A 14,672-nucleotide genomic window follows, 5' to 3' on the forward strand; every position below is an offset into this window, starting at 1 on the left:
CCTGACTAAACAGGTAACGCCTTACTCACGGAGGATATATGCACGATATAACACCCGACTTATGTGATGAGTTTGAAAGCGAAGTCACCCTACTGAACATGCCATTGCAGAACTTCGGTCAACGTGGTGCGTTCTTTGGAAAAATTGTAACAGTTCGTTGTTACCACGATAATTCCAAGGTTCGCGAGATTTTAGAGACCGATGGCTGTGGCAAAGTGCTTGTCGTTGATGGAAATGGCTCATGCCAAAAGGCGCTGCTTGGCGATCAGCTCGCTATTCTCGCGATAGAGAATGGTTGGGAAGGCGTGATTGTGAACGGTGCGGTGCGTGATGTTGGCATGATGTCGCAAATGGACCTTGGTGTTCAGGCGCTGGGTGCATCGCCATTCAAGACCGAGAAACGCGGCGTCGGACAAGTGAATGTTACGCTCTCTATACATAATCAACTGATTCAGCCTGGTGACTATATTTATGCCGATTGGAATGGCGTATTAATTTCATCTGAGTTGTTAATTGAGTCGTAACTAACTCAAATTTAATTCCGTTGTTAGATTAGATTGGGGAATGGTTTGTGATGTGCTGAAAGCTTGGGGCTCAATTCGGACTAATCAGTAAATAAAGAACAAGCGAAAGAGATTAAAAGCGAAACCCTAATCCCACTTCAACACCTTGCTGCCACTCTTCATAGTCAAGGGTGGCATGCAAATCTAGATTATCAGTCAGTTGCACTCGGCTGGAAACCTCTGCGGCTACCGATTTCTCATTGTCTTCGGTTTCATCTTTATAGGTGTGTAAAGAACTGTTGAAAGAGACTCTTTCTGAAAACTGATAACTGACACCACTTAAGAATCCACTTTCCTGTTTCAGTGCCGCACTATTGATACGTGTACCCACGTAAAGATCCACATCTGAAAACAAGCTATAAGAATAGCCACTGTCTATTTTCCAAGTATCGAAGCTTTCACTTGACGCGTTTTGTGTGGAGATAAAAAATTTATGAGAAGAACGATCTATTTGAGAAGGAAGTAGAGGCAAACTATTCGCTGAACAAACAACAGGCATAGCAAAAGCCAAAAGAATAAGTAATCTCTTCATTTCCCACTCCTGATGTCATTATTATTGTTCTTCGAACGTTATCGTTCAATTAAAGCACAGAACTTGTGCGTTCGCTGCACAATCGATATAGCATTTTGTTATGACTATATATGCAATTGATCACTCTTGCTTGTTCAATGAGTAAATCCAGTATCTTAAGTGAAGGTTTATACAGGGTGTTTTATCCCTTAAATGACGGTTTGCTCTGAAAAACGGTGCGAATGTAAAAAAAACGCAACTTTTCATTGACGTCCAGTGGTAAAAATTGATACACGTAGAGTAAAGCACAAGCAGAGAATTTGATATGCAGCACGTAAGCCACCTAGTAATGACCACAACCATTATTATTACCGACATTAACATTGTTGGGGCAGGCTGCTAAGTAACGGATTTTAAAAAAAGGCCTGTATCCAACAAGATACAGGCCTTTTTTTGTACCATTTTTATGACTTATGGAGAAAGGGATGCGCGTTTTAAAGTTTGGAGGTTCATCATTAGCTGATGCAGATCGTTTTTTACGAGCGGCTGATATCATCGCTAATAATGCCCAGCAAGAAGAGCTAGCTGTTGTACTATCGGCTCCAGGAAAAACAACCAATAAGTTGGTCGCTGTAATTGAAGCTGCACTTAAAAATGGTGAAGCAGATGCACAGATTACAGAGATCGAATCCTCATTCGCTGCACTGTTTGCAGATATTCAAGCCGTTGTTCCTTCTATTGACGGTTCTGCGTTCCAAGAGCAGGTGGATACTTCTCTTGCTCAGCTAAAACAGTTCGTGAACGGCATTAACCTACTGGGTATGTGCCCGAATCATGTTAATGCTCGCATCATCAGTAAAGGTGAGCGAATCTCAATCCAGTTGATGAAAGCGGTACTTGAAGCGAAAGGCCAACCAGCAAGCCTGATTGACCCAGTTCAATACCTATACGCTAAAGGTGATCACCTTGAAGCTATGGTCGATGTGGATGTTTCAACTCAGAACTTCCGTCAATCGCCACTTCCTAAAGGTCACGTAAACATCATGCCGGGCTTCACTGCTGGTAATGATAAAGGTGAGTTAGTAACACTTGGCCGTAATGGCTCTGACTACTCAGCGGCAGTTCTAGCGGCATGTCTACGTGCTGATTGCTGTGAAATCTGGACTGATGTAGACGGCGTTTACAACTGTGACCCACGCTTAGTCGATGATGCACGTCTGCTTAAATCATTAAGCTACCAAGAAGCGATGGAGCTTTCTTACTTCGGTGCTTCGGTTCTGCACCCGAAGACTATCGCGCCTATCGCGCAATTCCATATTCCTTGTCTGATCAAAAACAGCTTTAACCCACAGGGTGCGGGTACTTTGATTGGTCAAGACACTGGCGAAGATAACCTAGCAATTAAAGGTATTACTACGCTAAGTGACCTAACAATGGTTAACGTATCAGGCCCTGGTATGAAAGGCATGGTTGGCATGGCAAGTCGCGTATTCGGCGCGATGTCTTCGGCTGGCGTTTCTATTGTCCTTATTACTCAATCGTCTTCTGAGTACAGCATCAGCTTCTGTATTGAATCGGCTGACAAAGTGAAAGCGAAACAAGTGTTGTCAGACGCGTTTGAACTTGAGCTCAAAGATGGTCTATTAGAGCCAGTTGAGTTCATGGACGACGTAGCGATTGTAACGCTGGTGGGTGACGGTATGCGTACTTCACGCGGTGTTGCTTCTCAGTTCTTCTCTTCTTTAGCTGAAGTGAACGTCAACATTGTTGCGATTGCTCAAGGGTCATCTGAGCGTGCTATCTCAGCGGTTATCCCTGAAGATAAAATCTCTGAAGCAATCAAAGCGTGTCACGAGAACCTATTTAACTCTAAGCACTTCCTTGACGTATTCGTTGTGGGTGTTGGCGGCGTTGGTGGCGAACTTGTTGATCAGATCCAACGTCAGCAAGGTAAATTGGCTGAAAAAGGCATCGTGATTCGCGTATGTGGTTTAGCAAACAGTAAAGGTTTGTTGCTAGACAGCGATGGTCTACCGTTAGAGCAGTGGCGTGACCGTATGTCGAGTGCGACTGAAGAATTCAGCCTAGCTCGCTTAGCGGCTCTTGTTCAACGTAACCACATCATCAACCCAGTATTGGTTGACTGTACGTCTAGCGAAGGTATTGCTGCGCAGTACGCTGATTTCCTAGCGGCTGGTTTCCACGTGGTAACACCAAACAAGAAAGCAAACACAGCAAGCATGGCTTACTACCATCAGCTTCGTGAAGTTGCACGTAACTCACGTCGTAAGCTGATGTACGAAACAACCGTAGGTGCAGGTCTACCAGTAATCGAAAACCTTCAGAACCTTATCTCTGCAGGTGATGAACTTGAGAAGTTCAACGGCATTCTTTCAGGTTCACTGTCTTACATCTTCGGTAAACTTGATGAAGGTATGACACTAAGCCAAGCAACCAATATTGCTAAAGATAACGGCTTTACTGAACCGGATCCTCGTGACGATTTATCTGGTATGGATGTGGCGCGTAAGCTGCTTATTCTTGCTCGTGAAGCAGGCATGGCGCTTGAACTTGAAGATGTTGAAGTTGATCAAGCTCTGCCACCAGGTTTTGATGACTCAGGCACGGTTGAAGAGTTTATGGCTCGTCTGCCAGAAGCGGATGCTTACTTCCAAGAGCTGTCGGCTATCGCAGCAGAAGAAGGCAAAGTACTTCGTTATGTTGGCGAAATCGCTGAAGGTAAGTGTAAGGTTCGTATCGCTGCTGTTGATGGCGATGACCCAATGTTCAAGATTAAAGATGGCGAGAACGCATTAGCATTCTACAGCCGTTACTACCAACCAATCCCTCTAGTACTACGTGGCTACGGCGCGGGTACTGAAGTAACAGCAGCTGGCGTATTCTCTGATGTGATGCGTACTCTTGGTTGGAAATTAGGAGTTTAGGAATGAGTTCAAGTGATATGGATGTTGTCGTTTATGCTCCTGCATCAATCGGTAATGTCAGTGTAGGGTTTGATGTGCTGGGGGCCGCTGTGTCTCCAGTGGATGGCACACTGCTGGGTGACCGAGTAATGGTTAAAGTAGGCGATGAATCATTCTCGCTAAAAACAGCAGGCAGCTTTGTTTCTAAGCTGCCGACTGAAGCCAAAGAAAACATCGTCTATGACTGCTGGGTGGTGTTCTCTAGAGAGCTTGATAAAAAAGGCGTTGCGCTAAAGCCTTTAGAAATGACACTCGAAAAGAACATGCCTATTGGTTCTGGTCTAGGTTCAAGTGCATGTTCAATTGTCGCGGCACTGGATGCGCTAAATCGTTTTCATGGCCAGCCACTGAATGAGACTGAACTGCTTGCTCTAATGGGCGAAATGGAAGGTAAGATTTCAGGCGGTATCCATTATGATAACGTTGCTCCATGTTACCTTGGTGGTGTGCAGTTAATGCTTGAAGAGTTAGGTATCATTAGCCAAGAAGTACCGTGTTTTGATGACTGGTATTGGGTAATGGCGTATCCGGGTATTAAGGTTTCAACGGCTGAAGCTCGCGAAATTCTTCCTTCTCAATATCGTCGTCAGGATGTGATTGCCCATGGCCGTCATCTAGCGGGTTTTATCCACGCGTGCCACTCTGGTCAGCCAGAGCTAGCAGCGAAGATGATCAAAGACGTGATTGCTGAACCATATCGTGAGAAACTGCTTCCAGGGTTTGCTGATGCGCGTAAATACGCCACTTCAGCAGGAGCACTGGCTACTGGGATCTCCGGTAGCGGTCCAACTCTATTTAGCATTTGCAAAGAACAAGATGTCGCCGAGCGTGTTGCACGCTGGTTAGAACAAAATTACGTACAAAATGAAGAAGGATTCGTTCACGTTTGTCGCCTAGATAAGCAAGGTTCGATCGTTACAGGAAGTGAGTTATGAAGCTGTACAACATCAAAGAAAATGACGAGCAAGTCTCTTTTGGCCAAGCCGTTCGTCAAGGTTTAGGTCGTAATCAAGGTCTATTTTTTCCATCTGAGCTACCAAAGTTTGATGATATCGATGCGCTGCTAGCAGAGGACTTTGTCCCTCGTAGCTCAAAGATTCTGTCAGCATTGATTGGCGATGAATTACCAAAAGAACAGATCGACCAAATGGTGGATGCAGCGTTCCAATTCCCTGCACCAATCAACCAAGTAAAAGACGGCGTTTACGCGCTTGAGCTTTTCCACGGCCCTACACTGGCGTTTAAAGATTTCGGTGGCCGCTTTATGGCTCAGTCTTTAGCAGCCGTTTCAGATGGTGGTCAAATCACTATCTTAACAGCAACATCAGGTGATACTGGTGCGGCGGTCGCACATGCTTTCTACGGCATGGAAGACATCAATGTTGTGATTCTTTACCCGAAAGGCAAGATCAGCCCATTGCAAGAGAAGCTTTTCTGTACGCTGGGTAAGAACATTCACACTGTCGCTATCGATGGTGACTTTGATGCGTGTCAGGCTCTGGTTAAAGACTCATTTGATGATGCTGAACTGCGTAAAGAGATTGGTCTTAACTCGGCAAACTCTATCAACATCAGCCGTTTAATGGCTCAGATCTGTTACTACTTTGAAGCGGCTTCTCAGCTGACTAAAGAGCAACGTGAAAACCTAGTTATTTCTGTACCAAGTGGTAACTTTGGTAACCTAACGGCGGGTCTATTGGCTAAAGCACTAGGTTTACCTGTTAAGCGTTTCATCGCAGCAACCAATGAAAATGACACGGTTCCTCGCTACCTAGAAACAGGTCAATGGGATCCAAAACCGACCGTTGCGACAACATCGAACGCGATGGACGTAAGCCAACCAAATAACTGGCCTCGTATTGAAGAGCTTTGCCAACTCAAAGGTTGGGGCTTAGATACACTAGGCAAAGGTAAAGTATCTGACGAGCAGAGCGCTGAGTCAGTTCGCGACCTAAAAGCACAAGGTTACCTATGTGAACCACATGGTGCGATTGCTTACCGTCTATTGGAAGAGCAATTGCAAGAGAATGAAACTGGCTTGTTCCTGTGTACAGCACACCCAGCGAAATTCAAAGAAGTGGTTGATGACATCCTAGGTTCTGATATCGAACTGCCAGGCCCGCTAGCAAAACACGCGGTAATGGAGTTGTTGTCTGAAGATCTTGATAACGATTTTGAAGCGCTAAAAGCAGTGCTTCGTCGAGTTCAACCGTAACGTCCATTTGTTTTTCGAACAAATAAAAACGGCGCTCAATGAGCGCCGTTTTTGTATTCTAATTTAAGCTCTAAAAATTATAGAGACTCAGTGAACGTACGTGCGATAACGTCACGTTGCTGTTCAGTTGTTAGAGAGTTGAAACGTACAGCGTAACCCGATACACGGATAGTTAGCTGTGGGTAGTTCTCTGGGTGAGCAACTGCGTCTTCTAGCGTTTCACGCTTAAGAACGTTAACGTTTAGGTGTTGGCCACCTTCGATGCGTGGTGCTGCTTCGATTGCAACTTCACGGCTTTCGTACTCGCCTAGGTCTGCAGCTGAGATAACTTGGTCAGCTTCGAAACCTGCAGTAGCAACAACACAACGAGCTTCATTCTTCTCGCTATCTAGTAGCCAGATTGAGTTTAGTAGGTCATCGTTTGCTGCTTTAGTAATTTGAATACCTTGGATCATAACTATCTCCTAGTCCACTGAATGTGGTTTGATTATGGTGTTAACTTTCGATTTTTATTGAGCTGAGTAATATATACCTAATATTAGTAAGGTTAACATTGATTTAAGTCAAAAAACAACCAAAAACCATATTTTTACAAAGGTGATTATCTTGAGGTAAATCAAAAAAAACCTTTGAAAACAAAGTAATTACAAAATATTTTAAAGTATAAAAAATATTTAACAGTTGTATTTGTTGTAAATTTACTACATTTGTTGTGTTTTTATTGAACAGCAACCGATACAACCCTTTATTTATTAAGCATTATGAAAGTGTAAAGTGATTTAATGACAAACAATAATTCATCCTCAAAACCGGAAACAAATATGAAGTTTATTGGCGCTCATGTGTCGGCTGCTGGTGGTGTTGATCAGGCGCCTATGCGTGCACGTGAAATAGGTGCCAATGCGTTTGCACTGTTTACCAAGAATCAGAGACAGTGGGCGGCAAAACCGCTAGAAGCGAAAACCATTAGTGCCTTCAAAGCCAATTGCAAAATGTTGGGCTTCGGTGCTGAGCACATTCTTCCTCATGACTCCTACCTTATTAACCTAGGAGCACCAGAGGAAGAGAAGCTAGAGAAATCACGCGCGGCTTTTATTGATGAGATGGAGCGTTGTAATCAACTTGGGTTAACGCTTTTGAATTTTCACCCTGGGAGTCATTTGAAGAAAATCTCAGAAAGCGAATGTTTGGCTAAGATCGCCGAGTCGATCAACCTAGCTCATCAAGCTGTACCTGACGTAATCGCGGTGATCGAGAATACGTCAGGGCAGGGCACTAACCTTGGTTGGAAGTTTGAACATCTAGCTGAGATTATCGAGCAGGTAGAAGATAAGTCACGTGTTGGCGTGTGCTTAGACACCTGCCATACGTTTACTGCTGGCTATGACTTACGTACAAAAGAGGCGTGTGAGCATACTTTTGCTGAGTTCGACCGCATTGTGGGTATGCACTATCTAAGAGCAATGCACATCAATGATTCAAAAGCTGAGTTCGCGAGTCGAGTTGATCGACACCATTCTTTAGGAAAAGGTGAAATTGGCTGGGATTGTTTTGAGTATATTGCTTCTGATTCTCGCTTTAATGGTATCCCTCTTATCTTGGAAACGATTGATTCGACGATTTGGAAAGAGGAAATTCAACAACTTAGAATGTTTCATCGCTCAGCAACGGTAGTCAGCGAAGAAGCGTAATAATAGAAGGGAAAATTTATTTCCGTCTATTTCTAAAAATTGGCACCTTTCTTTCATAACATTAAAGTGAATATGTAGTTCACGATGTCTTAGAGGAGGTGCCTTTATGTATTCAATCACCCAAACTTCAACTGTTGCTGTCGCAAGTCGTTTACCAACACCAAACCGTCACGTGCATAACCATGGCCACCATCGTACACAACAGAAAAGTGGTTAATCGAGATAAACACAACTTGAACTGATTATTATGATTCATCAACAAGTGAACCCTACAAATCATGTTTATTGATAGCTGTATGAGGTATAACTAGATCCCTATTTAGGACAGTTAGCCGATACAGCTATTTTTTTGTCTGGCGAAAGCCGCTAGAAACCTTGATGATTGGGAAGTAAAACGATGATCGCACCAAAAACTTGGGAATCCATTATTAATGATGAACGTGACAAGGAGTACTTTCAGAGTGTCCTCGCGTTTGTTGAGCAGCAACGTAATAATGGGAAAACCGTCTACCCGCCACAAGATCAGGTGTTCAGTGCCTTTGATATGACGCCTTTCGAATCCGTGCGAGTAGTTATCTTAGGGCAAGATCCTTATCACGGTGCTAACCAAGCTCATGGTTTAGCATTCTCAGTCCTTCCTGGCGTGAAAATCCCCCCTTCTCTACGCAATATGTACAAAGAGCTTGCACAAGATATAGAGGGCTTTGAGATTCCTAGTCACGGTTATCTCGATTCTTGGGCATCGCAAGGGGTGTTGATGTTGAACACCGTTCTTACAGTAGAAGAGGCAAAAGCACACTCACATGCTAAATGTGGTTGGGAAACTTTTACTGATGCCATGATTGCTGAGCTCAATCAGCGTTCTGAACCGATCATCTTTTTGTTGTGGGGCGCACACGCCCAGAAGAAAGGCCAAGCGATTGATGAAGACAAACATCAAGTGTTGGTTGCACCTCACCCATCGCCATTATCGGCACGTCGTGGCTTCTTCGGTTGTCAGCATTTCTCAACAACCAACAAGTTACTTTCTTCTATGGATCAACAACCTATTGACTGGTGTTTACCAACAGAAGTGTAGGTTGGTGGTTTTCTGAGCCGGGTCAAATCATAAATCAGTATCTTCGTATACACTTATAAACAGTAGGTGTAATGGAGTGCAATACTATGATGATTGAAAGGATAAGACGAGAGCATGGCTATATGGCTCGTTTGCTCGCGATACTCAACAATAAGTTAGAGTTTCTAAAACAAGAGCGAGAAATAAACTATAGCTTGATCGCAGAGGTGGTTGATTACCTGATGAACCATTCGGACAAAGTGCATCACCCTAAAGAAGACGTTATTTATCGCTACTATCTTAAACAATATGGCAGTGATCAAGCGATTGAAGACTTGGAGTTAGAGCATCAATTGCTTTCTGAGAAAACGGCGGACTTTTTAGGCGTGGTCGATATGATCCTTCAAGATGCGGTGGTTCCTCAGCAAGTCTTTATTGAGCAGCTTGAAGCGTTTGTTAAGGCTCAGAGAAAGCACATGGAATATGAAGAGAAGCATGTGCTACCAATGATTGTTGAGGCGTTCACGGTTAAGGATTGGCAAGAGGTTGAGTCACAGTGGCTTCAACCAGAAGACGACCCTGTTTTTGGGGACACGATTGCTGACCAATATCGCCAGCTCGCAGCTCGCGTTCGACAAAATGAGCAAGAGTGCGTTTAGTTAATATTAAGAGTGAGTCACACCTATTTCGAAGTGCCTTCTATATTAAGAGGTGACTGTTTGAGACTCCCTCTATATTAGTTGATTAGTTCTTAGTGCGGCGCTTTGAACGGATGCGATAGTCTAAACAATAAAAAAGGCACCTTTATAGGTGCCTTTTGCTATCTGATTTCTTATCGTGCTGATTAAAGCTTTATATCGTCAAGGCTAAAATCGAGACCGAGATTCATCTCTCTTAGCTCTTTCTCAAGCTGCCTGCGATCGTTGATGGCTTCGATTTCACGCCACTTACGCTTAAGTGGTTTCGAGCGTGTTTTTTGAGTTGCACGAGGCATTTCTAGTTCTGATACTTCATCGAATTGAAAGCTATCCATAAGCCATATCTCCTTCCGTGGGACTAGTTCTTACGAACCATTAAATATCATATTTAGGTTCACCATAACCTTGATTTGTTTCTCATTTGTTTCAAATCTATGAAGTTTTTGTTCTGTTTTTTTATGCATGCTCACACATTGAGGGACTTTTTATGTATAAAAAACAAGCAAACAAACCTAAGTAAACGATTAAATTAGGGGTTATTGAATGTTAATTCATTGTGCGAATGGAATAGTGTTTTGCCTATAATGCATTGAAGTGCACATGGTGCTATGCGGTATAGGGATCTCATTGGCCTAGAAAAAAACGAAGATCTTCACTATACCTTGTAAAACCTAGGCTGACGTCATTTTTATGGGATGGTGTTCTTGTTGGGGCGGAGCCGTGGCTGTTGTTGATATTATGTCCCGATAATGTGACTTTTATTGGGCTGTATTGTTGAAAGTTGTGTTAACAAAAGGTGTGTTATTAGTGAAATGTCATTTTAATATAAATGCATTTGCATATTGATTTTTAAGTCGTCTCGCTGCATTATCCGCCCGTCAAAAAATACACTGATACGTAAAATGGATGCATGAAGCGACATTTACAATCTAGATCGCAGCAAATAAATATAAAACGAATGCCGACACAACATTGACACTGGCATAGGCGATTTAGAGGAAGGCTAGGAAGCATGATCGGTGCTTAAACTCAATTACGAGGTTCACGTGACAGACTTAATCAATTTGATGAACGATCTCCTTTGGGGATCTATCTTAGTTTACTTACTGGTTGGTGTGGGTATCTACTTCACTGTACGACTAGGCTTCATTCAATTCCGCCATTTCGGCCACATGTTCTCTGTTCTGAGAAACAGCCGTAAAGCAGACAGTGCTGGTATCTCTTCTTTCCAAGCTCTTTGTACTAGTCTCGCTGCTCGTGTAGGTACGGGTAACATGGCAGGTGTTGCTGTAGCTCTAACCGCAGGTGGCCCTGGTGCTATCTTCTGGATGTGGCTAATCGCCATGCTAGGTATGGCAACATCGTTTGCTGAAAGTACACTGGCACAGCTATACAAAACGCGTGATAACGACGGTAACTACCGCGGCGGCCCTGCATACTACATGGAGAAAGGCCTAGGCATGCGTTGGATGGGGGTTCTATTCTCTATCTTCCTAATCATTGCATTCGGTCTTGTATTCAACGCGGTTCAAGCAAACGCGATTGCAAGCGCAATGAACACAGCATTTGACCTTGAGCGTAGCTACGTTGGTGTTGGTATCGTAATTATCTCTGCATTCGTTATCTTCGGTGGTATCCGTAAGATTGCACGTACTGCAGAAATCATCGTTCCAATCATGGCATTGGCTTACCTAGCGATCGCTATGTACGTGATGTTCGCGAACATCGAGAAAGTGCCTGAAGTATTGGCTCTTATCTTCAAGAGTGCATTCGGTCTGCAAGAAGCAGCGGCGGGTGGCCTAGGTTACGCAATCGCACAAGCGATGATTAACGGTATCAAACGTGGTTTGTTCTCGAACGAAGCGGGTATGGGTTCTGCGCCAAACGCAGCAGCTTCTGCTACGCCTTACCCACCACACCCAGCATCACAAGGTTACGTGCAAATGCTAGGCGTGTTCATGGATACCATTGTTATCTGTTCAGCAACAGTAGCAATCATCCTGATGTCTGGTGAGTATGTACCACACGGTGAAGTTACGGGTATCGAACTAACGCAACGTGCACTAACAGCACAAGTTGGCGAATGGGGTGGCATCTTTGTAGCGGTAGCGATTTTCTTCTTCGCTTTCACTTCAATTATTGCAAACTACTCGTACGCTGAAACGAACCTTATCTTCCTAGAGCACAACAACAAGAAAGGCCTAGTGCTGTTCCGTATTGTTGTACTGGGTATGGTTATGTTCGGTTCTCTAGCGACACTACCAACGGTATGGGCCCTGGCTGACGTATCGATGGGCCTAATGGCGATTGTTAACTTGGTGGCGATTATCCTGCTATCAGGCATCGTGATTAAGCTAGCGAAAGACTACAACCGCCAACTAGACGCGGGTAAAGTACCGACATTCGATTCGAATGACTTCCCTGAGCTTAAGTCTCAACTGGAAGACGGTATTTGGGACAACAACAAGAAATAATCTTGTTGGAGCGATAAACCGCTCATCCTAAAATGATTAGAAAGGCTAAGGTTTCGACCTTAGCCTTTTTCTTTGCCTGTCATTTGTCTCATTCTGTCTATCAAAGCTTATTCTCCCTATCGAAGCTCATTCTTCCTATCAAAGTAATAGGAAGAGTCATAAAGACAAGTTGATGTTTTTTCTATACTCTAGCAGCATCCAGTTAGATAACCGATTAGGGTAAAGTTATGTTAGTTGTCGTTTCTCCAGCCAAAACACTTGATTACGAATCACCATTAGCGACTGAACGCTTTAGTCAGCCTGAGTTTGTTGAACACTCTGCTGAACTGATTGAAGAGTGCCGTAAACTGACGCCAGTCGATATTTCTGCACTGATGAAGGTGAGCGATAAAATCGCAGGGTTGAACGTAGCGCGCTTTGAGCAGTGGAGCGAGACCTTTACCCAAGACAACGCACGCCAAGCAATCCTAGCCTTTAAGGGCGATGTATACACTGGCTTAGATGCTGAGACGCTATCGGATGAAGATTTTGACTACGCACAAAATCACCTGCGCATGCTTTCTGGGTTATATGGCTTGCTTAAGCCGTTAGATTTGATGCAGCCTTACCGTCTAGAGATGGGCACACGCTTGGCGAATGCTCGTGGTACTAACTTGTACCAGTTCTGGGGCAACATCATTACAGACAAGCTGAATGAAGCGTTGAATGCTCAAGGCGACAATGTGCTGATCAACCTAGCATCTAACGAATACTTTAAAGCTGTGAAGCCGAAGAGCTTGGATGGCCAAGTGATTACCCCTGTATTCAAAGACTGTAAGAACGGTCAATACAAGGTGATCAGTTTCTATGCGAAGAAAGCGCGTGGCATGATGGCTCGCTACATTATCGAGAACAAGATCGACTCGGTTGAAGCGCTGACTCAGTTTGATACAGCGGGTTACTACTTCGTTGAAGAAGAGTCGAACGCGAAAGAGCTTGTCTTCAAACGTGAAGAGCAAAACTAGACGTTATTGATTAATGGTCGTCACGCTCTATGGCGAGATGCCAACCAGATAGAGAAAAGCCCCATGCAGCGAACTGCATGGGGCTTTTTATTGAATCGTTGAAGCTATTAGATTATTTCTTCTTTGCTGCTTTCTTTTTCTTCGCGATTTTTTTCTTCTTCGCGATTTTTTGTTTCTCTACCGCTTTCTTATCTTCTTTCTTCGGTTTCTTCTTCTTAGTCACGGCCGCTTTCTTATGCGTAGGGCGCATGCCTTCGATGAAGCGTTCTTTGATTGGTTCGTCTGTGTAACGAGCCACACGCTCAATCATTAGTTGATCGTGCGCTTCAATGATAGAAACCGCGTTACCTTTTTTACCAGCACGAGCAGTACGGCCAATACGGTGTAGGTATACGTCAGCAGTACGTGGCATGTCGTAGTTGATTACGTGGCTTACGTCTGGAAGGTCGATACCACGCGCCGCAACGTCAGTCGCTAGTAGCACGTTTACAGAGCCGTCACGGAAACGAGCAATCGCGTTGTTACGACGATCTTGAGGCATTTCACCTTGGATCCATGCACATGGGATTTGCGCGCTTTCAAGTTGAGCTCGTAGATCTCCTAGACGATCACGCGTCTTCAAGAATACGATGCTGCGCTCAGCTTGCTCTGTGATGACGTGCTTTAGGATGTTCAGCTTGTGCTCTGCTGTATCTGCACGGTGGTACCACTGAGTGATCTTCTTACGCTCACGAAGTGATGATTTCGCATCGATCTCTGCTGGGTTTTTCAGTAGATCTTCAGTGAAGCCTTCAATGCCTTTACCTTCTAGCGTTGCTGAGAACAGTAAAGTTTGTTTACGCCAGCGACACTCTGCAGACAGACGGTCAACAACAGGACCAAAGCCCATGTCTAGCATACGGTCGGCTTCATCTAGAACCAGCCATTCAATTGCACGACAGTCAAAACGCTCGCCTTCAATGTATTCCATCAAACGACCAGGTGTTGCTACTACGATATCTTGAGTTGTGCTTAAGATATCTGCGTGCTCTTGGTACATAACACCGCCCGTGATCGTGAAGATATTTAGGCTAGTGTATTTAGCAAGCTCACGTGCTTGTTCGGTGATCTGCATTGCTAGCTCACGCGTTGGCGTCAGGATAAGCATACGAGCAGGGCCAGATTTCTTACGTGGGAAATCCAGTAGGTATTGCAGTGCTGGCAATACAAATGATGCTGTTTTACCAGTACCTGTTGGCGCAGAAGCCAAAACGTCTCTTCCATCTAACGCTTGTGGGATTGCTTCAGCTTGTATCTGTGTTGGACGTTCGTAGCCCATTTCGTCAATTGCTTTAAGCAGCTCTTGGTTTAGATCGAGTTCTGCAAAGGTTCTGATCACTGTTGTTTCTCCACAAGCAATAAATGTTTCTGCCTCAAAAAGCAGACGATAAAAAAGAGTAGTCGGACATTATAGAAGCATTAGTGATTAGGATCAC

General features: G+C 44.2%; 13 protein-coding genes and 1 other annotated feature. Of the genes, 9 read left to right on the forward strand and 4 right to left on the reverse strand.

What is annotated here, in order from left to right; genetic code table 11:
• Positions 1–38: 38 nt before the first annotated feature.
• The gene (locus BCU34_RS00895) at positions 39–524 is read left to right on the forward strand and encodes a putative 4-hydroxy-4-methyl-2-oxoglutarate aldolase (protein ID WP_048658048.1); all 486 of its coding nucleotides are present in this window, start codon (positions 39–41) and stop codon (positions 522–524) included.
• Positions 525–636: 112 nt separating this feature from the next.
• On the opposite strand, the gene BCU34_RS00900 is transcribed toward BCU34_RS00895, so the two are convergent.
• Positions 637–1,095, reverse strand: coding sequence for a hypothetical protein (locus tag BCU34_RS00900; RefSeq protein WP_048662672.1), 459 nt, complete (start codon positions 1,093–1,095; stop codon positions 637–639).
• A gap of 317 nt (positions 1,096–1,412) precedes the next feature.
• Positions 1,413–1,530 (forward strand) — a sequence feature (Thr leader region).
• 29 nt (positions 1,531–1,559) lie between these two features.
• On the opposite strand from BCU34_RS00900, the gene thrA reads away from it, so the two are divergent.
• Genes thrA through thrC form a run of 3 tightly spaced genes read left to right on the forward strand, consistent with a single transcriptional unit; the run spans position 1,560 to position 6,273 of the window.
• Complete coding sequence (gene thrA, locus BCU34_RS00905) at positions 1,560–4,019, forward strand: bifunctional aspartate kinase/homoserine dehydrogenase I (protein ID WP_102480909.1); 2,460 nt, start codon at positions 1,560–1,562, stop codon at positions 4,017–4,019.
• Between the two features lie 17 nt (positions 4,020–4,036).
• Positions 4,037–4,993 (forward strand): homoserine kinase, encoded by a 957-nt coding sequence (gene thrB, locus BCU34_RS00910; protein ID WP_102480910.1) that lies wholly within the window; start codon positions 4,037–4,039, stop codon positions 4,991–4,993.
• Positions 4,990–6,273: a threonine synthase gene (thrC, locus tag BCU34_RS00915; RefSeq protein ID WP_065584718.1), complete on the forward strand. Its 1,284-nt coding sequence runs from the start codon at positions 4,990–4,992 to the stop codon at positions 6,271–6,273. Before thrB ends, thrC begins: the two co-directional genes overlap by 4 nt.
• Positions 6,274–6,350: 77 nt before the next feature.
• Here thrC and grcA read toward each other — a convergent pair whose 3' ends face one another.
• Positions 6,351–6,728 (reverse strand): autonomous glycyl radical cofactor GrcA, encoded by a 378-nt coding sequence (grcA, locus tag BCU34_RS00920; protein WP_017059315.1) that lies wholly within the window; start codon positions 6,726–6,728, stop codon positions 6,351–6,353.
• 327 nt (positions 6,729–7,055) lie between these two features.
• Here grcA and nfo point away from each other — a divergent pair, with 327 nt between their 5' ends.
• The 3 genes from nfo to BCU34_RS00935 all read left to right on the forward strand — a co-directional run bounded on the left by nfo (position 7,056) and on the right by BCU34_RS00935 (position 9,680).
• Positions 7,056–7,964 (forward strand): deoxyribonuclease IV, encoded by a 909-nt coding sequence (nfo, locus tag BCU34_RS00925; RefSeq protein ID WP_048658052.1) that lies wholly within the window; start codon positions 7,056–7,058, stop codon positions 7,962–7,964.
• Positions 7,965–8,361: 397 nt separating this feature from the next.
• Complete coding sequence (ung, locus tag BCU34_RS00930; RefSeq protein ID WP_102479466.1) at positions 8,362–9,042, forward strand: uracil-DNA glycosylase; 681 nt, start codon at positions 8,362–8,364, stop codon at positions 9,040–9,042.
• Between the two features lie 86 nt (positions 9,043–9,128).
• Positions 9,129–9,680 (forward strand): hemerythrin domain-containing protein, encoded by a 552-nt coding sequence (locus BCU34_RS00935; protein ID WP_102479464.1) that lies wholly within the window; start codon positions 9,129–9,131, stop codon positions 9,678–9,680.
• A gap of 185 nt (positions 9,681–9,865) precedes the next feature.
• On the opposite strand, the gene BCU34_RS00940 is transcribed toward BCU34_RS00935, so the two are convergent.
• The gene (locus BCU34_RS00940) at positions 9,866–10,054 is read right to left on the reverse strand and encodes a DUF3545 family protein (protein ID WP_008224353.1); all 189 of its coding nucleotides are present in this window, start codon (positions 10,052–10,054) and stop codon (positions 9,866–9,868) included.
• 711 nt (positions 10,055–10,765) lie between these two features.
• Here BCU34_RS00940 and BCU34_RS00945 point away from each other — a divergent pair.
• Complete coding sequence (locus tag BCU34_RS00945; RefSeq protein WP_032545312.1) at positions 10,766–12,193, forward strand: alanine/glycine:cation symporter family protein; 1,428 nt, start codon at positions 10,766–10,768, stop codon at positions 12,191–12,193.
• Between the two features lie 227 nt (positions 12,194–12,420).
• Positions 12,421–13,197, forward strand: a complete 777-nt coding sequence (gene yaaA / locus BCU34_RS00950; RefSeq protein ID WP_048662676.1) for a peroxide stress protein YaaA — start codon at positions 12,421–12,423, stop codon at positions 13,195–13,197.
• Between the two features lie 112 nt (positions 13,198–13,309).
• Here yaaA and srmB read toward each other — a convergent pair whose 3' ends face one another.
• Positions 13,310–14,575 carry an ATP-dependent RNA helicase SrmB gene (gene srmB / locus BCU34_RS00955; protein WP_017059323.1) on the reverse strand — a complete coding sequence of 422 codons (1,266 nt, stop codon included), beginning with the start codon at positions 14,573–14,575 and terminating at the stop codon, positions 13,310–13,312.
• Positions 14,576–14,672 lie beyond the last annotated feature (97 nt).

Source organism: Vibrio sp. 10N.286.45.E10, from assembly GCF_002874195.2.
GTDB lineage: Bacteria > Pseudomonadota > Gammaproteobacteria > Enterobacterales > Vibrionaceae > Vibrio > Vibrio crassostreae.